The 18,914-nt window shown below is 35.2% G+C and carries 17 protein-coding genes; all 17 read left to right on the top strand.

The features are described 5' to 3' along the window. Positions 1-8 precede the first annotated feature (8 nt). Complete coding sequence (locus tag ACFVT8_RS12360; RefSeq protein WP_387081465.1) at positions 9-740, top strand: ABC transporter permease; 732 nt, start codon at positions 9-11, stop codon at positions 738-740. A gap of 20 nt (positions 741-760) precedes the next feature. Beyond that, a complete protein-coding gene (locus ACFVT8_RS12355) occupies positions 761-1,111 on the top strand; it encodes a YxeA family protein (RefSeq protein WP_387079545.1) in 351 nt (116 codons plus the stop codon). Positions 1,112-1,190: 79 nt separating this feature from the next. Further along, positions 1,191-1,904, top strand: a complete 714-nt coding sequence (locus ACFVT8_RS12350) for a response regulator transcription factor (protein WP_387079547.1) — start codon at positions 1,191-1,193, stop codon at positions 1,902-1,904. Continuing rightward, the gene (locus tag ACFVT8_RS12345) at positions 1,905-3,305 is read left to right on the top strand and encodes a sensor histidine kinase (RefSeq protein WP_387079549.1); all 1,401 of its coding nucleotides are present in this window, start codon (positions 1,905-1,907) and stop codon (positions 3,303-3,305) included. Positions 3,306-3,700: 395 nt separating this feature from the next. Next, positions 3,701-6,190, top strand: coding sequence for an InlB B-repeat-containing protein (locus tag ACFVT8_RS12340; protein WP_387079551.1), 2,490 nt, complete (start codon positions 3,701-3,703; stop codon positions 6,188-6,190). Positions 6,191-6,727: 537 nt separating this feature from the next. Next, entirely contained in the window at positions 6,728-8,221 is a 1,494-nt protein-coding gene (locus tag ACFVT8_RS12335) for a helix-turn-helix domain-containing protein (RefSeq protein ID WP_387079552.1), read from the top strand. A gap of 36 nt (positions 8,222-8,257) precedes the next feature. Then, positions 8,258-8,539 (top strand): protoglobin domain-containing protein, encoded by a 282-nt coding sequence (locus tag ACFVT8_RS12330; protein ID WP_387079554.1) that lies wholly within the window; start codon positions 8,258-8,260, stop codon positions 8,537-8,539. Beyond that, complete coding sequence (locus tag ACFVT8_RS12325) at positions 8,514-8,681, top strand: hypothetical protein (RefSeq protein WP_387079555.1); 168 nt, start codon at positions 8,514-8,516, stop codon at positions 8,679-8,681. The genes ACFVT8_RS12330 and ACFVT8_RS12325 overlap by 26 nt, the downstream gene beginning before the upstream one ends. Positions 8,682-8,696: 15 nt before the next feature. Further along, positions 8,697-9,695 carry an HD domain-containing phosphohydrolase gene (locus ACFVT8_RS12320; protein WP_387079557.1) on the top strand — a complete coding sequence of 333 codons (999 nt, stop codon included), beginning with the start codon at positions 8,697-8,699 and terminating at the stop codon, positions 9,693-9,695. 261 nt (positions 9,696-9,956) lie between these two features. Continuing rightward, entirely contained in the window at positions 9,957-11,675 is a 1,719-nt protein-coding gene (locus tag ACFVT8_RS12315) for a methyl-accepting chemotaxis protein (RefSeq protein ID WP_387079559.1), read from the top strand. 170 nt (positions 11,676-11,845) lie between these two features. Beyond that, entirely contained in the window at positions 11,846-12,415 is a 570-nt protein-coding gene (locus ACFVT8_RS12310; RefSeq protein WP_387079561.1) for a manganese efflux pump, read from the top strand. Positions 12,416-12,662: 247 nt separating this feature from the next. Then, entirely contained in the window at positions 12,663-13,268 is a 606-nt protein-coding gene (gene isdC, locus ACFVT8_RS12305; protein ID WP_387079562.1) for a heme uptake protein IsdC, read from the top strand. After that, positions 13,268-14,737: an NEAT domain-containing protein gene (locus tag ACFVT8_RS12300; RefSeq protein WP_387079564.1), complete on the top strand. Its 1,470-nt coding sequence runs from the start codon at positions 13,268-13,270 to the stop codon at positions 14,735-14,737. The genes isdC and ACFVT8_RS12300 overlap by 1 nt, the downstream gene beginning before the upstream one ends. 81 nt (positions 14,738-14,818) lie before the next feature. Next, positions 14,819-16,099 (top strand): NEAT domain-containing protein, encoded by a 1,281-nt coding sequence (locus tag ACFVT8_RS12295; protein ID WP_387079565.1) that lies wholly within the window; start codon positions 14,819-14,821, stop codon positions 16,097-16,099. Positions 16,100-16,114: 15 nt separating this feature from the next. Continuing rightward, positions 16,115-17,032 carry a heme ABC transporter substrate-binding protein IsdE gene (isdE, locus tag ACFVT8_RS12290; protein WP_387079566.1) on the top strand — a complete coding sequence of 306 codons (918 nt, stop codon included), beginning with the start codon at positions 16,115-16,117 and terminating at the stop codon, positions 17,030-17,032. A 132-nt stretch (positions 17,033-17,164) separates the two neighbouring features. After that, on the top strand, positions 17,165-18,130 hold the full coding sequence (locus tag ACFVT8_RS12285) for a FecCD family ABC transporter permease (protein ID WP_387079568.1): 966 nt from the start codon (positions 17,165-17,167) through the stop codon (positions 18,128-18,130). A 6-nt stretch (positions 18,131-18,136) separates the two neighbouring features. After that, positions 18,137-18,907 (top strand): ABC transporter ATP-binding protein, encoded by a 771-nt coding sequence (locus ACFVT8_RS12280; protein ID WP_387079569.1) that lies wholly within the window; start codon positions 18,137-18,139, stop codon positions 18,905-18,907. Positions 18,908-18,914: the final 7 nt, after the last annotated feature.

Genomic DNA, 18,914 nt, shown 5'->3' with positions numbered 1-18,914 from the left:
AGAAGATGATAAAACAAAGTATTTCTGCTGAATTGCTCAAGTTGCGAAATTCTCGTATAGGTCTTGTACTAGTTGTACTTCCCAGCATAAGTCTAATGATTGGATGTGCAAATTTTTATCTTAATCAAGGCGTTCTGGAAAATGGATGGTACAGCTTATGGAATCAAGTTTGCATATTTTATGGGGAGTTTTTCCTGCCTATTTTGATTGCCATCTGCTGTTCCTATGTATGTAGACTGGAGCATTTGAACCGAAATTGGAATATGATATTGACCTCTCCAGTATCGGTTGCGAGTGTTTTTCTTGCCAAATTGCTTGTAGTTAGCATATTAATTCTGTTTACACAAGCATTTTTTCTAGGGGTGTACTGGTTAGCGGGCACCTTGTTTTCCTTACCTGGCCATTTTCCTGTAGATACGATTGTCTGGTCCGTTCGTGGTTGGTATGCCACTTTATCCATTAGTGCTCTACAATTGGCCATATCGTTACGAATCCATAGCTTTGCAACACCAATTGGTATTTGTCTGTGTGCAGTTTTTATAGGTTTGGGGATGTATACTGCTAATTTAGGTATATTTTTCCCGTTTTCATTGCTCACAATTGGTATGAATGTTTTGAGTCAAGATCAGCTGACTGATGAACAGAATATTTTATTTTGGGTAGTAAATTTATCTTTCGTCATTATTTTTGCAGCGATGTCTATTCGCCGCTTGAAGAATAAAGATATTGTTTCATCCTAATTGTTTGGAGGTATTTTCAGATGAAAAAAATTTTGCTGATGCTGGGACTTATCATTGTGCTTGGGGCATGCTTATTGCTGTTCTTCTTTACCCCAGAGAAGTTGACACCTGAAAATCTTGCTGGAAAGACTATCTATTATGCATTGATAAACGATTCAGGTGTTCAAGATAATAATAAGCGCTACGACTATGAGGTGACTGCCTATAGTAAGAAAGGAAAGGAAAAAAAGCTTGAGTTTTCAGCCGGAAAACAATTAAGAAAAGGAGCCTATGTTCAGCTGTATTACACGCGTATTCGAGGTGTAACTTATTGGGAAGAAATTCCTTATGAGGAGTTGCCAGTGACGGTTCAACAGAAGCATGAAAAATAAACGAAAAGAATAACGGCTGGAAATGGGAAAATACTGATAATCCTCCTATTCATGTATAATAAAAGTCAGGTGATGTAGCGTGGGAAATATAAAAAACAAAAAAATATTAATTGTAGATGATGAACCAGAAATCAGAAAAATGATTGAAGGTTTTTTGAGAAAAGATGGTTTTTTCCGTATTTATAGTGCAACTGATTGCAGCTCGGCCCTGTCAATCTCCCAAACAGATAAGCCGGATATAGTAATTCTTGATGTCATGCTACCTGATGGCGATGGATTCTCACTTTTGTCTTCCATCAGACAATTCTCGGAAATGCCAGTCCTTTTTCTTTCGGCAAGAGGCGAGGATGAAGACCGTTTACTTGGACTCGGGCTAGGAGCAGATGATTATATTGTGAAGCCGTTTTTACCTCGGGAACTAGTATTACGGCTTACGGCAATTCTGAAAAGGGTTTACTCCTCTCCTGTTTCAAAGAAATTGTCTGTTTTCCAACTTGGAGAACAGACAATTAATCTGGAAAGTGCAGTCGTATACAAGAATCAAAAGGAGCTACCATTGACGGCAAAGGAGCATGCTATTCTTGTGAAATTGTATGAAAATCAGGGGAGAATTGTTACAAGTGATGCCCTATGCCAGGCAGTTTGGGGAGATGACAGCTACGGTTATGAAAATACATTGATGGTACATATTAGGAGAGTTCGTGAAAAAATCGAGACGGATCCTTCCAAACCAATTTATCTTCTCACTGTTAGGGGTCTGGGATATAAATTGTTAGTGAAGGAGACAAGATAAGTGGAAGGAGTTAGTCGCATATTACGAAAATTTGTTGCTGCCACTATCTTAATCTCAATATTTCTGCTTATTTTTAACTTCGTCATGTTATGGGGGCTAGTGTTCACAGAAAATAATCAATCTCCATCCCCAGAAGACGTAGTGAAGCAAGTGGTTCAAGGTATAAATAAGCAGGGCGACAACTATCAATTAAACGAGCATACCGCTGAGCTTCTACAAAAAAATAATGCCTGGGCTATGTTAATCGGTGAAGATGGCCGTGTGCAGTGGGGCTATCATCTACCTAATGATGTTCCGCAATCGTATAGTCTAGTCGAAGTTGCTAAGCTTTCACGGTATTATCTTGTTGAATATCCTGTTTATACTTGGGAGCATCAAGATGGTCTTATTGTGATAGGATATCCAAAGAAAAGTCACTGGAGGTATCAATTTGATTATCTTTCAGAATGGGTAGGGTCTCTCCCTTTGAGGCTTATACTATTGCTGATTTCTAATGTAGTACTTGCTTTGCTAATATCTATCATGATTGGGACAAGACTTATAAGAAAGGTGCGTCCTCTTGTAGACGGGGTTCATAGTCTTGCTAAGGAAGAAGCGGTTCAGCTGGACTCCAAAGGAATATTTGGTGATTTGGCACAGAGTATTAATTTCACGTCTGCTATCCTTCAATATAAAACGGATGCTTTGAAGGTACGCGATGAGGCACGCTCCAACTGGATTGCTGGGATTTCTCATGATATTCGGACGCCGCTCTCCTTAGTTCTCGGCTATGCAAGTGACATGGAGGAAAATTCAGACTTACCAGAGGAGCAGAGACATCAAGCTGGCATTATCCGGCGCCAAGGAGAGAAGCTACGTTCACTTGTAAGTGATCTGAATTTGGTCTCGATGCTTGAGTATGAAATGCAACCTTTACATTTGAAGAACATCCGACTATCGGTTTTGGCAAGACAGATTGCCACTGATTTTTTAAATAACGGAATAGAGGAGCGCTATTCTATTGATTTAAAACTGGGCACTGAAGCAGCACAAATCATGGGCGACGAGAAATTGCTATTTAGAGCAATTAACAATCTTATCCAAAATAGTATGCATCACAACTCAGAGGGATGCGAAATCATATTGGAAACCAATTTATCTAAGGACGGCTCCAAGTATCGCTTTATCGTAGCGGATGATGGTCAAGGTATCTCGCAAGAAACATTAAAGGATATTACCGAGTTACCTTATTCACCAAAGAGAAAGGGAACTATCAAGCAAGGTCATGGTCTGGGGCTTCCTATGGTGGCAAGGATTGCGAAGGCGCATCATGGTCGCCTTATTCTCGAAAGTGGTGTAGATCAAAGAGGTCTAAAAGTTATTATGGAATTCCCTGTAAATCACCAAAGCGTAGAAAATTAGGAAGAACTAAGAGGCAAATAAAATACTTAAGAGAGTTTAAGCGAGGCATTAGTTATAAAAACTAATGCCTTTTTTCATTGAATAATTTATTCCATATTATCTGCCCGTAACCCTCACTTGTTAATGTGGCACTTTATCTTTTGTAGAAGGATAGCGCAAGTAATGGGTAGAAAGTTTTTTGTATTCAATATATCGCTTGATTTAAGGGGAAGAAATGGGCCTTGGTTGAAGTTTATGGTGCTGATTTTGATGAAACTTAAAATTGCAAGAAAAAAGATTATCAAATTTTGCTCAAAAACTAACAAATTTTGAATTTATCGATTTTTTAGATAATGCTATAGTTTTAATGTCAAAAAATATGGGTATATAGGTTAGGGAAAGGGATGTTATAGTAAATGAAAAAAGCTAGCTTACTATTGATGATTGTCATACTTTTGATATCTTCTCAACTATCATTAAGTAATCTATCTGCTTACGCAAACAGTGATAGTGAAAGTGATTATATAACAAAGAGTGTCGATGGCGGTGTTGCCATTGTCGGATATAAGGGTGAATCAAAGGATATTATTATTCCAGATGAGATTGAAGGACAGCCTGTAATAGAAATAGGAGATAAAGCGTTTAAAGGTGTGATTTTAACAGGTGTAGTGATACCATCAAGCGTTACAAAGATTGGAATAAGTGCATTTGAATTTAATAAATTAACAAGCGTAAAGATACCGCCAAATGTAACAACTATAGGAAGTAGTGCATTTTATTCTAATTATTTAAAAAGTATTGAACTCCCATCAAGCGTTAAAACAATTGGACATTCTGCATTTCATCTCAACAGATTGGATTATGTAATATTTCATGGGAAATCTTATTATTTCGCACCATTCAGGACACCATTCGATCAGCAAGTCCAACCAAGAAAAGCACTAGTTGGGTGGTTTGAAGACAATAACTATTCTATAAAGTGGAGTGAAAATGTTTTACAGCCGATGACAATTTATGCAAAGTGGCAAACAAACAGCTATTTAGTCACTTTTGAATCAAACGGAGGAAGTAATGTATGGGAAAAAGAAGTCCCACTATCAGGAGAGCTCCAAGCCCCGACTTCTCCAGTGAAGGTTGGTTATATTTTTGATGGTTGGTATAGGGATGTAGAGCTTAAAAACGAATGGGATTTTAAGAAAGATAAAGTAACAGATGACCTAACTTTGTATGCGAAATGGAAAAAGGAAAACACTTTGGCAAGCTACACTGTCACGTTTGATTCAAATGGAGGAAGTGAAATATCAAATCAAGAAGTTTTAGAGGGAGAATTGCTAAAAGTCCCAGTTACCCCAGTTAAGGAAGGCCATACATTTGCGGGATGGCATAAAGATAAGGAAATGACAGAACTATGGGACTTTGACCAAGATGTAGTGAAAGAAGATATAACGCTATACGCCAAGTGGGCAAAAGTAAGCTATATCGTTACTTTTGATTCTAATGGAGGAGGCAAAGTTTCATCACAAACCGTTGAATATAACGATTTCGCAAAAGCACCAATTCCTCCTCATAAGGAAAGGTACACATTTGCAGGTTGGTATAAAGATAAAGGGTTTACGGAAGCATGGAATTTCAATCAAGATGTAGTAACAAAAGATATAACGCTATATGCCAAGTGGTCGAAAACAAGTTATATCGTTATTTTTGATACCAATGGCGGAAGCGAAGTTCCATCCCAATTTGTAGGACATGGTGAATTAGTAAAAGCACCAACTGCTCCAAAGAAGGAAGGCTATACATTCGACGGCTGGCATAAAGACAAAAAATTGACAGTACAATGGGATTTTGCAAAAGATATAGTGACAAAAAATATTACGTTGTATGCGAAATGGACAAAGGATAACACATCAGGTGGAGGATATGGTGGAGGTTCCTTAAGCTATAAAGTTATTTTTGACTCCAATGGTGGAAGTGAAGTGCCGTCACAAACGGTTAGCTATAATGACCTAGTGAAAGCCCCATTTACTCCAGTAAAAGAAGGGTATCAATTTGTTGGATGGTATAAGGATGCAGAGCTAAAAAATGTATGGGACTTTGCGAAAGATAGAGTAACTGCAGACATAACATTATATGGGAAATGGACAAAAGATAATGTGTCAGAAGGTAGCTATATTGTTACGTTTGATTCCGATGGAGGCAGTAAAGTTCCTACGCAAACAGTAGCATATAAAGCTTTAGTGAGAGCCCCTTATAAACCAACGAAGGAAGGCCATATATTTATCGGCTGGTATAAAAATAAAGACTTCACAAAAGCATGGGATTTTGCGAAAGATGTAGTTACAGAAGATTTAATGTTATATGCTCGTTGGATGAAGGAAAGTAAAGACTGTGACATTACTTTTAAGGATATTGACAATAACTGGGCGAAAGATATGATTCAAGAAGTTGCTAGTCGATGCATCATTAATGGTTACCCAGATGGCACTTTCCGACCAAAAGACTTGGCTCAACGTCAGCATGTGGTGCTTATGATTGACCGTGCATTACAACCAACACCAATTCGAGAAGCTGTATCATTTTCGGATGTACCTAAAAGTCATGTGTATTATGAACAAATTACACGACTACAACAAGCGGGTATCGTGGATGGTTCAAACGGAGTGTTTCAACCAAACGCTTATATAACGCGTGCTCAAATGGCGAAAATAATGGTGCTTGCATTTGGCTTAACGCCAGAAGGCAATAGTACGTTCAAAGATGTCGATCCATCGCACTGGGCGAGTGGCTATATTGCTGCTCTAGCAGACCATAATATTGCGCTAGGCGATGAAAATGGTGATTTTAGACCAAATGAAAATTTAACACGCGCACAATTTACGGCGTTCATGTATAGAGCGCTTGGTTTATAAGTCTTACCATGAAGGGAGATGTATCGTAATTTGATACATCTCTTTTTTTAGATAAGAAAAAAGGATGACAGCCTGTAACATTTGGAAATCTATCACGATAGAAATTTTGGAGATGAAGATGAAAAACTAGAATTATAATCCCCGAAAGATAGATGTTTTGAATGGATTTTATAAGATTATCAACTTTTGCATGAAAACGAACAAAAACTGATTTTGTTTGTTTTAAAATGCCTGATATAGTGTAAATATCATTGGAAACAAGAGGATTTATTCACAGATTCTTAAAATAAGTGAATTTGGTGAAAATAAGCTGTATTTGTTGTTTAAAAGAGTATTTAAATAAGCTTAACATCTGTTTTATTGACTGTTTTTTTATCTAAAGTAGTTATAAAGTATTAAGAATATTACTTTTTAATGTTTATTGTCATAAAAAATGGGGAATAGAATGCATTGATAAGAGATATATATGCTTATCTATTTCAAACTGTTAGTATGACACAGCTGGAGTTTACCGGTGGAAGACATTGAGGTGTTTTTATGTATAATTTCTTGGATCGTTTATCTTTACAAAAAGTGGGTGTTTTACATCATATTTACAAAGAACAAAGGTTTTATTCAAGTTTCGAGTTATCTCAAAAGATGGATCTGTCTGAGAGAACAATTTTGAAAATAATAGATGAGATATCAATTGATTTAGAATTTATAACAGAATCTGCTGTTATTCAAAAAGAAGAGAATAAGTATTTTCAATTAAATTATAAAGATAATTTTTCTATAAAGACTTTAGAAAGATATTATTTACAAAACTCATTAACATATAAAGCTTTTGATGAGATGTTTTACAATAAATTTTATGATATTAACATGTTTGTTTTGGAGAACTTCACCAGCCCTGCATCCGTGTATCGACGAATAAAAAAAGTTAAGCCTTTGTTAGATCAATTTCAATTGAAGTATACATCTTATGCGGAAGTCAGTCTTGAAGGGACAGAAAAGCAATTTCGTTATTTTTACTTTTTGTTCTACTGGAATTCGTGTTGGGGAGAGGAATGGCCATTTACTCTAATTTCTAGAGAAGAAATTCTAGAATTAATGGAGGAAGTAGACATAGCCTATTCTGAACAATTGTTATATTGGCTAGCAATTTGCTTAACACGTGCAAAATTAGGTTGCTTAATCGAATATCATCCAATGTATGCTAACTTTACGAAACATCATCATAATTATGAGCAATTATCGGAAAAAATTAAGTATATATTTAAAAAATTCACTGATTTATCAGATGGAGAAATTGAATTAGAAACAATGTTTTCATTTTCCATCATTAGTTGCATGCGTCATTATCAGAAGAAAGATAATGCAGTAGTTTTATTGATGAACTTTGCACAGCACCATAATCAGGAATTGTTTGTACAAGCAACTTTATATTGGATGGAAATATTCATGGAGCATTTTTCAGTTACTTTAGATGTAGAAGAATATGGGGCACTCTTTGTAAACTTACTGCATCTTCATTATTTTATTTTAACCTTTTCTGGTCCAGCTAATTTATTTAAAGAAGATCTTTATAAAAAGCGATTAGACATGCATGAAACTGCTCAAATAGAAATCATGAATCAATTTTATGATCGACTATTGGAAAATAAGGCATTCGCCATTGTATTTAAACGTAGAGAAATTTTAATTGGTCGCTATCATAAATTACTAAAACAAACAATTGATTTTGAAAATAGAGACACTATTAAAATAAAAATATTTTCAATGATAAATGATGCTCCTTATCTATTCAGTCAAATAAAACGTCTTTTTATCCATGTTGAGCTATGTTCTAAAGAGGAAGAGGCGGATTTAATTATAACCGATCGCTTATATTTAAATATTAACAAAGACATAGAAGATATTTTTGTCTGGAATTCAGTTCCTCCAAGAGGCGATTATGAAAGGTTATCAATAAGACTACAGGAAATCTATTTTAATAAGTATCAACAACCAAATAAACTACTATTGAAAACTTTATTAAGTGAAGTTTAAAGAAATAATCGATATTTTAAGGATGGAGGTCGATCTATGTTCTGGAAGAATAAAAAGAAAGAGATAGATAACGGTTTTATATTACTTAATAGTAATATAAAAATGAGTGATCAAAATGGTAGTGAAAAAGATAAACAAATAAAAATGATTAAATTTTCAATAGAAGAGCTACAACTAATCAAAAACTTACAGCCACTTATTGAAGAAAAACTCGATGACATTGTTGATCTTTTTTACAAGAACCTAAGAGTGGAAGAATCTCTACAAACACTAATTAATGACAATAGAAATTATGGAACGAACAGACATATATTTTGAACAAATTTTACAATCTATGAAGGAAACACAAGAGGCAATCGATATTTTTGCCAATGTTGTAAATGAGTTGGATAAAGCGTTTGAAGAAGTTGCATTGTCGGCCGACCGACTTGCTAGTTTTGCTAATGAATTAAACAATTGATGAGGGGTCTTCTAAATGTATAAAAATATACCGAAGGAATTAACATATTATTTAAAATTGGGTGATGCTGTTGTAATTGTTGATAAAGATCACTTAATTCTCGATGTAAATCAACAATACGAAACGATCACCGGCTATAGAAGAGAATTTCTTATTGGTTTACCAGTAGAGTGTTTAAAATCGAGTGTAACACCATTTATTATGTATAAATCGTTAAAAAGTAAATTAAAAAAAGGACAGCCATGGTCAGGAACAATGGTTAATGTCAATAAATCATTAGAGTTACGGTACTCATTTATAACGATTACTCCAATTGAAATAAGCGGAATTGTTTATTATGTAGGAGTAATGCGCCTAGCAGAACAATTATTGATAGAGGGAGTAAATCAGAACAAAACAGATCAAAAGGAGTTATTTAAGTTGTTAGCTCTATCAAGCGAAATGCGCGATGCAAATATCGCAGAACATCTTTTGAATGTGCAAAAGTTAGCAGAAGAATTCTTGCTAAGACTCTTTGAAGATAGAGCATATAATTTATCGTTAGACTATATTAGCAAAATTATAGAATACAGTGTATTACATGACATTGGAAAATCGGGTATACCAGAATCGATACTATATAAAACGGGTCCACTAACAGTATATGAAAAAAAAATTATGAAAATGCATCCTCTTATGGGTGTGGATGTATTAAATAAACTATCGAATGAAATGAACAATAAAGTTTTTGATGATACAAATATAGCTAAAAATATTATTAAATATCATCATGAGAATTGGGATGGAACAGGATATCCAATGGGATTAAAAGGAGAAGAAATTCCTTTAGAAGCGAGAATCATATCTATAGTAGATGTTTACGACGCTTTAGTTAGTGATAGAGCTTATAAAAAAGCTTGGACAAAAGAAGAAGCTCTTTCCTATTTAAAAGAAAAGAAGGGTACTAAGTTTGACCCTAATTTAGTAGAAGTGTTTATCGAAAAAGTTATTTATAAAAATAGTATTTTTCTATAAGCCCAAAACCTGAGAGTTATAGGGGAAACTACAACATTCTATTTCCATAATTAAGCTTTCCTGTTAAAAAAACTCATATCCAAAAATGAGGATTTCATTTTTGGATTATATGCCATTTATATAAGTTAATTTCCGTTCCGACTGGGCGACACCTTGGTGATTAGCGGTACATTTAGGACCTTCAAAGCAACTGATTAAACGGAAATAAACCTCACATTATGGTGAAGAGTTAAAAAATATATGAGTACAATGGAGGATCAAATGAAGTTTTTTAAAAATACATCATTGGTTGGGAAATTTGGAATATTGAACACTGTTTTGTTGATTGCAATTGTTATCATAGGTTTTACCGGGATCTATGGCGTTAAAGAAATGAATGATAATGCAAAGCATATTTATGAAGAAAATTTAACGTCTGTATATTTATTAAGCAATATTGCGATTAACCAGCAAAAAATAACTAATTTAAAGTTCAAAATTTTTTATAATTCTAAAGACAATGATGAGAGAATCAAATATTACGATAAAATAGCAGCTTTAGAAGAAGAAAATAGTCGTACTTTTCAAGAGTTAAAAAATACAGAAATGGGGAGCGAGGAGAAGGAGTTAAGTGAAAGTTTAGAACATGTACTGGAAAGTTATGAAGGTACATTAGAATCCATTTTTCAACAAGTTATCTCTGATGCGGATTTAGAGAATGCTGATGCATTACTAAAACCTCTAATAGAAATAGAGACGCAAAGAGATGATCTTATGGAACAAATAGAAAAAATAAATATTAAAAGTGCTGAAATAAAAAGCGAAGAAAATAATGCAGCATATACTAAAACTCTATATAGAAACATCGCTATTATGGCTATTGTTTTAATATTTAGTGTAGTTGTTTTAATTTATTTAAGCAGATATGTCAAAAAGGCAATCTCCAATATTAAAGATGTTATATCTGCACTTGAAAATGGTGATTTAACACGAAATGCTCCGGTGATATACTCTGATGACCTCGGAAAAATCACTGAAGGGTTGAACAATTCTGTTTCACATATTCAGGAACTTGTTTCTAGTGTTAGTAGCACCTCAACACAAATGAGTATTTTAAGCGAAGATTTAACTGCAACTATTGAGGAAATAACGGCTTCCATGGATGAAATTGATACAACAACAAAGGATGTCGCTATGGGAAGTACTACACTAAGTGCAACAACCGAGCAATTAAATGCTACTGCAATTGAAGTGCTAGATAGTACGGAAAAATTAAATGAGAAAACAGAATATAGTCTTGGTTTCTCACAAAAAGTAAAAGATAGAGCAATTGATATTAAAGAAACAGCAGTTCAAGCATATAGCACAGCTCGTAATCTATACAATGATAAACAAAAGCTAGTTTTAGAAGCGATTCAAGCCGGGAAAATTGTATCCGAAGTAAAAGTAATGTCTGACACAATAGCGGATATTGCAGATCAAACCAATTTATTAGCATTAAATGCAGCTATCGAGGCCGCAAGAGCAGGAGAGCAAGGTAAAGGTTTTGCTGTTGTAGCTGATGAAGTTCGGAAATTAGCCGAACAATCATCCGAAACCGTTCAAAAAATACAAGTTATTACTAGTGAAGTGGAAGAGGCATTTACGAATGTGTCTAGTAATGCTCAAGAGCTTTTACACTTTATAGATAATAAAGTAACACCTGATTATGAGCTTTTCCAAAACAGTGGAATACAATATGAAGAAGATGCTATGTACTTTAATAAATTATTAACTGAAGTGACAACGTTTGTTGGAACGATGAAATATTCTATGCTAGAAATACAAAAGGCCATTGAAAATGTATCAAATGTCGCTATAGAGTCATCTGATCAGTCGAATGATATAGCAAAGGGTATTTCAGAAACTTTACAAGCAATACAGCATGTAGCAGAGTCATCCGTTGAAACCTCAAATATTGCCGAAAAAATTTCCAAACAATTGAATAAATTCAAGCTATAAGATAACATTTCCCGTGGGTAAAAGATGAAAAAACGTAAGTAATATTAAGTCTTCCACGGGTTAATCCTAATTTCTTCCTAATTAATACCATTCAAAACATAGATGAACAAAAATTTTTTCCCTTCATATCCTATGTGAGAATGGATTTTACGTTATTGAGGAGGAAAAGGATGCATTGGATAGCCATCATTCTTATTGGGATAGCTGCCAACTTAGATAATTTAGGAATTGGTCTCGCCTATGGTATTAAGCGAGTGAAAATACCCATATTATCCAATGCGGTTATTGCCCTTATTTCAATGATCGTCACATACGCCGCAGTAACAGCTGGAAGCGTAGTTATTAAATTTATCTCTCCAGATTTCGCAAATTTAATAGGGAGTCTTTTACTTTGTGCTATTGGGATATGGACTTTATTATCTAGTCGCTTTTCTAAACAAGGAATATTGGGGAATCCTGAAGTATTTGATGAAGATAAAAATTATATCATTTCAATTAGAGAAGCAATGACGCTCGGCTTTGTCTTATCAGCCAACTGTTTAGCAGGAGGAATAGCACTTGGAGCCAATGGTATTTCTGCAATCTGGACAGTTATCTCTATCGGTTTATTTTCATTCATAACAGTAGGCGCTGGCGTTCATTTTGGAGTCTTACTTACCAAGACTTTTATAGGAAAACACTCAACCGCTATTTCTGGTTGGTTACTTATTCTTATAGGGGTCATTGAAATAATTTCTTAAATTCACTAGATGTCTAGTTGAGATGAATAAATAGAAAGAGGCTTTTCTATTAATAGGAAATATCACATGTTTTTTACGTGATATTTTCTTTTTTAAGGCAATTTTGACATGTTGAGGACAAATTTGATTTTGCTGTTGACATACACTGGCAATAACGATTATTCTTGGTAATAGAAGTATAATTGAGAATGATTTTCGTTTTCAATAAAATGCTTTCAATTATGTTTTCAGAGGAGGCGTACAACACATGAAGAAATTGATGATGTTCGTTATGCTTGTAACTTTGCTTGTATTTAACATTGCGCTACCACAAGCATTGGCTCAACTAGCTGACGGCACACATTCGATAAAATATCAGGTCAATAAACCTGAGAGCAACTCTGTATCCATTGCAAACGATTATTTTATAAAACCAGCAAAAGTCACATTGAAGAATGGGACAGCTACTGTTCAAATTACATTAAAAAATAGTGCATGGATCACAAAATTCCAACCACCAGGTGGAGCAACTGTAGTAAGTGAAGATAAAGCAGCTGATAATCGTACTGTACAATTTACTGTTAAAGATTTAACAAAACCAGTTGTGACTTCTATGAAAATTGATATTGACGATATTAATTATCATCACGAATACAGCGTCTCACTAGTATTTGATGCAGCATCTGTAGGAAGTACAACAATAACAAAACCTTCTGATTCGAAAACTACTAATGCTCCAGCAAATTCTTCTGAAAGTCATGTGCCAAATCCACAAACAAGTGATGCGACTCCGTATTTATTAATTGGAGCATTAGTTGGATCAGCATTTTTACTTTATAGAAAAAAACTACAAACAAAAACGGAGGGTCAATAATGGCTAAAAAACGACAATCACGCGCAACAAAAATAGTACTAGCTTCATTGCTAGTAGCATCACTTTCAGCACCATCATTTGCGTCTGCAAAGGCTGAAGTAACGACTACAAATACTGAACTAAAAGTAGAGGCTTTTAAATCAGAGAATACTAGCACTATTGTTGATTTCCAAATCTTTAAGCCTGGTACGACAGAACCACAACCTGCAATTAGCTCTCATCTTGTAACTCAAGGCACAATCGTTGAGAAGGATGGAAAATTTGAGGCGAAATTAACGGTAGCAGCAAAATCTGCCCCAATGATTGCAGGCTTACAAACAAAGCAAGGTGATAAGTTTGTAGATGCTACTGAAGTGAAAAATGCAGATGGAACAATTACATACAGTTTCCCAGTTGTAGCTAGTGAAGTATTACAAGCAAAAATTCACGTTTCCGTAGCTTCAGCTAATATGGACAAGTGGTATGATTTTGATTTAAAAGCAGTAGAAAATAAGGAAGCAACTGCTACAGAGGAAAATGGTAAATCTGAAGAGGTTAAAGAAGAAGTTAAAGTAAACGAAGTAGCTGTCACTGTTTACAAAAACGGTACTTCTGAAGAATCTATGATGAAGCAATATATTAACCCAAAAGTAGACGTATCAGAAGTAGATGGTAAAAACATAGTTACTATGACATTCCCTCAAGGTCAATATGTTAAAGGATTCACAGTGGAGGGAAAAGAAGCAACTTTAGAAAGTAAAGTCAATGCAACTAATACAAGTAAGTATTCATTTGAAGTGGCAGACTTAAAAAAACTTGTGAATGCTCAGCTGCATATTGTTGTGAATGAGCCAGACAAAGGCGTGAACTATGACTCGAACCACCAAGTGCAATTTAGCTTTGCTGTGGAAGGCGCAGTGAAACCAGTGGTGAATCCATTTAAAGATATTAGTAATGATGCTAATAAAGAAGCAATCTTAGCATTATACAGTAAGGGAATTGTTAAGGGGCAAGATAATTTTAAACCATATGACAATATTACACGCTCTCAATTTGCGTTAATGATTGCGCGTTCATTAAAGATATCTTCTACAACAGATGCTGGATTTAAAGATACAGCGAAACTTGACACAGAACGTGTACAAGCAATCAATGCTTTAGCTAATGCTGGCATTGTCGTAAAAGCAGAGAACTTTAATCCAAATGGAACACTTACCCGACAACAAGCTGCAGTGATGATTTATCGTGCAGTAGCACATGTTGCAGGAAAAGAAATGAACTATGGTGATCCAAGCTTATCTTATTATGCTGATCATGCAACTGTCACAAGTGAAGAAGCTAAAAAAGCCTTTGCATTTCTTTATGCAGGTAAAATCATGACTGGGTCTGTAAATGCTGAAAGTAAAACTGTTATTAATGCAAGTAGCCCATTGAAACGCACACAAATGGCAAAAATTTTAAATGGCTCATTACAATACATGAATAAATAGTACGGTTACAGCAACTTCCTTTCTCATTTATTCGAGGAAGGAAGTTACTGTGTTCTTAAAGAATTTGGAGGGATTTACACAGTGATTAACAATAGAAAAATATTTCGAGTATTCGTTTTGAGTACTATTTTACTAATGTTTCTCCCTCCATTTGTATGGCTTCAGGCAAAAGCCGAAGAATCTGTATTAGTAAATGGGAGCTATCAAGTTGAACTAAGTTTTTCATCTCTAGATGGAGCAAAAGACAATATTTTTAGCGAACTGGCGACAATTGATGTAAAGAACGGTCAGTATAAATTAAATTTAGCTATAAATAAGCCATTGAGTATAAGAGATATACATATCGAACAGTTGGAAAATGAGCTTTCGTTAAACGTTCAGATTGAAAATTTAGTTCAATTTGATGTTAAGGATTTACATCAGCCTATAATCATTAAAGGCGAGATGGCACTCTCATCCTCCGAGGAATATTTCTTTTTTTCACAGGAGCTTCAATTACAGTTAACAACCCTTTCAACAATTGTGCCAAAGGATGAGGAAGCTATTCCAGAAAACGAAACCAAAGAATCTAATTCAGAAGAAACCTATGACAAGGAATGGCCTTTGAATTACATATTGTTAGTAGATGGAAAAAACGAACAATCTATTATGAATACATATGTAAATCCTGTTGCAAAAATAAAAGAAAAAAACGGCAAATATTATGCCCATATGACAATTTTAAAATCAATGTGGATAACAGACTTAACCGTAGATCAACAAGGAAAACAGGTAGAGCCAAAGCTTATTTCACTTGAAGACAATGTCCGAATTGTCGAATTTGAAATTCACAATTTCAAACAGCCAATACGAATGTGGGTGAAAGTAGATATTCCTGAGATTTCGTATCATCATCAATATTTCGTAAATTTAAAATTTGATCAACAGCAGGTAGCAAAGTTTTTAAATAAGCCTGCTGTGACAGCACCCGCTAAGCAAGTTACGAGTGAAAAGCCTCCCGTTATTGTTAAAGAAGAAGTGAAAAAGGCACCAGTAGTAGCACAACATGAGGTGGTGGTAAAACCAACTCAGATGACACGGCAAATTCCATCATTTCAGACTACTTTAACTGTGCCACAGGAGGAACAGTTAGCATTTGATCGTACACTTGATGCGTCTATTGAGGATGCTGTTAAAGATGATGCTAAGAAGTCTGATGATAAAGGGGAATCTACTGAAAAAGTGGTGAAGAATTCTAAAGTCGATCAGCAGCTAGTTCAGCTGAATATCATAAAGATAGTTTTGCTTGTAGTAATCTGTCTTTTGTCGGGCTGGATGCTCGTTCGTCGTATCAGAAATTCTAAAAAAGATGTGACTGAATAAGTAGGAGATGACTTTATGCAAAAGAATTGGAAATGTTGGTTGCTTATGATGGTGCTTATGTCATTACTTATAGTGGTTGCTGGCTGTAGTAATGGAGATAAGCAAGACGAAACAGAGACATCTGCTAAAAAGCAATCAGTTAAAACAGCTGAGGAGAATGAACATCGTATTATTGCAGGTACAGTTGTTATTGCAGAAATTTTAGATAAGCTTGATTTAGATGCTATAGCAGTACCTGAAACAGAAAAAACATTAGCAAAACGCTTTGATGATCTCCCTACTATCGGTAATGCAATGGAGCCGGATATGGAGATTGTTAAATCATTAAATCCAACAGATGTGTTATCGGTGTCAACGTTAGAATATGACTTACAGGACAAATTTGAGCAGTTAAAAATTCCAGTTAATTTTTTAAACTTTCAAAGTGTAGATGCCATGCTTTCCGAAATTAGAACTCTCAGTGAACGTTATGATCGCGTCGCACAAGCCGAGGAGTTAGTAAATGGCCTGCAAAAAAAAATTGATGCTGTACAAACAGTTGCTGGTAACAAAAAGGGACCACGTGTACTAATTTTACTTGGCATTCCAGGTAGTTATTTAGTTGCAACTGAAAATTCCTATGCAGGCGATCTTGTGAAACGGGCAGGCGGTATTAATGTAATGGAAGGGCAGGATGCTGAATATTTGGCTTCAAATACTGAGTATCTGCACAACAGCAACCCTGATATAATTTTACGTTTATCACACGGTATGCCAGATGAGGTTGTAAAAATGTTTGACGAGGAATTTAAAACGAATGATATTTGGAAACATTTTGACGCAGTAAAAAACGGTAAAGTGTATGATTTAGAGGAAGAATTGTTCGGTACTACAGCGTCCTTAAAAGTGCCAGAGGCGTTAGGACAGCTAATGGAAATCTTTTATCGTGAATAGTCATTAGAAAATGTCGCTCATATCGCAAGCATAGTCTTGCCATAGAGCGATCTTCTATTTAGTAGGAAATCACTTTGGGAGTGAATTGTACAAATAACATGACGGAATTTGAAAAGAAAAAGGAAGTCTAATATGACAAAAAAAATTGTAAGCTTTTCAATTGTAATTGTATTATTACTAGTTTCTGTAGTTTATGCAGCAACAACAGGTAGCATAAAATTGGGGTTCTTTGAATTTATCGGTGCATTATTTGATAAAGGCAATAGTCAAATGGACGCTATCCGCGACTTGAGATTTCCTAGGATCATTGTTGCGCTATTTGCTGGTGCAGCACTTTCAGTTTCAGGAGTCCTGTTACAATCTGTGATGCGTAATCCGTTAGCAGATGCAGGTGTTATTGGTATATCTTCTGGAGCAGCATTTGTACAGCTCTTTATTATTTCTTTCTTTCCAACATTATTTTTTATGACACCTGTATTAGCATTTATAGGTGGAGCATTTGCTTGCGCACTCGTCTTTGCGTTGTCATGGAAGTCAGGCTTAAGCCCATTGAAGCTTATTTTAGTCGGAATTGCTATTAATGCAATGTTCACTGGGTTAACAGAGGCTTTCATTAGTTTAGGTGGCTCATTGAATACTTCAGCTGCCAGCGTTGTAGGTTCAAACTTAACGATGCGTACATGGAAGGATGTATCAACAATTGTCACTTATGGTACTGTCGGATTAATAGCTGCCTTTGCGTTATATAGCTGGTGTAATCTCTTAGTATTACAAGACAAAACAGCGAAAAGCCTAGGCTTTCATGTAGCTCGCGCTCGTCTATTAATAGCTGCTGTTGCTGTATTATTATCGGCTGTTTCTGTTGTCGTAGCAGGGGTTATCTCGTTTGTTGGTCTGTTAGTGCCACATATTTCTCGTCGTTTAGTTGGGCACGATCATAAGATACTCATACCTTTTACAGCTTTAGCTGGAGCAGTATTAATATTAGTGGCAGATACGATTGGTCGCACAATTGCTACACCCCTTGAAATACCAGCTTCAACTATTATGGCGATTATCGGTGGACCATTCTTAATATTCCTATTACGAAAAGAGTGAGAAGACATGGAAATACAAGATATTATTGTATCGCATGATAATACCCGAAATCATTTAGACGGTGTATCGACAATAATTCAAATGGGCAAAATCACAACGATTATTGGTCCAAATGGCTGTGGAAAATCAACATTATTAAGTGTTATGTCCCGTAACAATAGGCCGATTTCGGGGAATGTATCATTAGAAAACAAGGATTTGGTGCACTACAAGCCAAAAGAGTTTGCAAAAAAACTAGCAATTGTCTACCAACAAAATGATGTACCAAAGGATTTAACAATAGAAAAATTGGTGAGCTTTGGACGTTTACCGTATCATACAATGCTAAAAAGAAATGAAGAGGAAGATGCAAAAGCTATTGAATGGGCACTTGCTTGTACTAATTTACTAGAAAAACGAAATACCGATTTAGAGGCTTTATCAGGTGGGGAACGTCAGCGAGTGTGGATTGCTATGGCTTTAGCCCAACAATCAGAAATTTTATGTTTGGACGAGCCGACAACATATTTGGATATTTATTATCAAATTGAGTTATTGGAGCTTGTAAAATCATTAAATGAGGAGCATGGCTTAACAATCGTTATGGTGCTTCACGATATAAATCAAGCGATTCGTTATAGCGATCAGATCATTTTGATGAAAGCAGGACAAATAATAGCTGAGGGAGCACCACGCGACGTCATTACTAGAGAAGTTATTAAAGAAGTTTATGGAGTTGAAGCAGTTTTTAATGAGGATGAGCTGCTTGGATTTTACATGGTCCCCCTTGGAATATAAATAGGTG

Source organism: Lysinibacillus sp. NPDC058147 (genome assembly GCF_042884205.1).
Taxonomy (GTDB): domain Bacteria; phylum Bacillota; class Bacilli; order Bacillales_A; family Planococcaceae; genus Lysinibacillus.
Note: the sequence above shows the minus strand (reverse complement) of the source record. Positions and strands in the feature narration are given on the sequence as shown.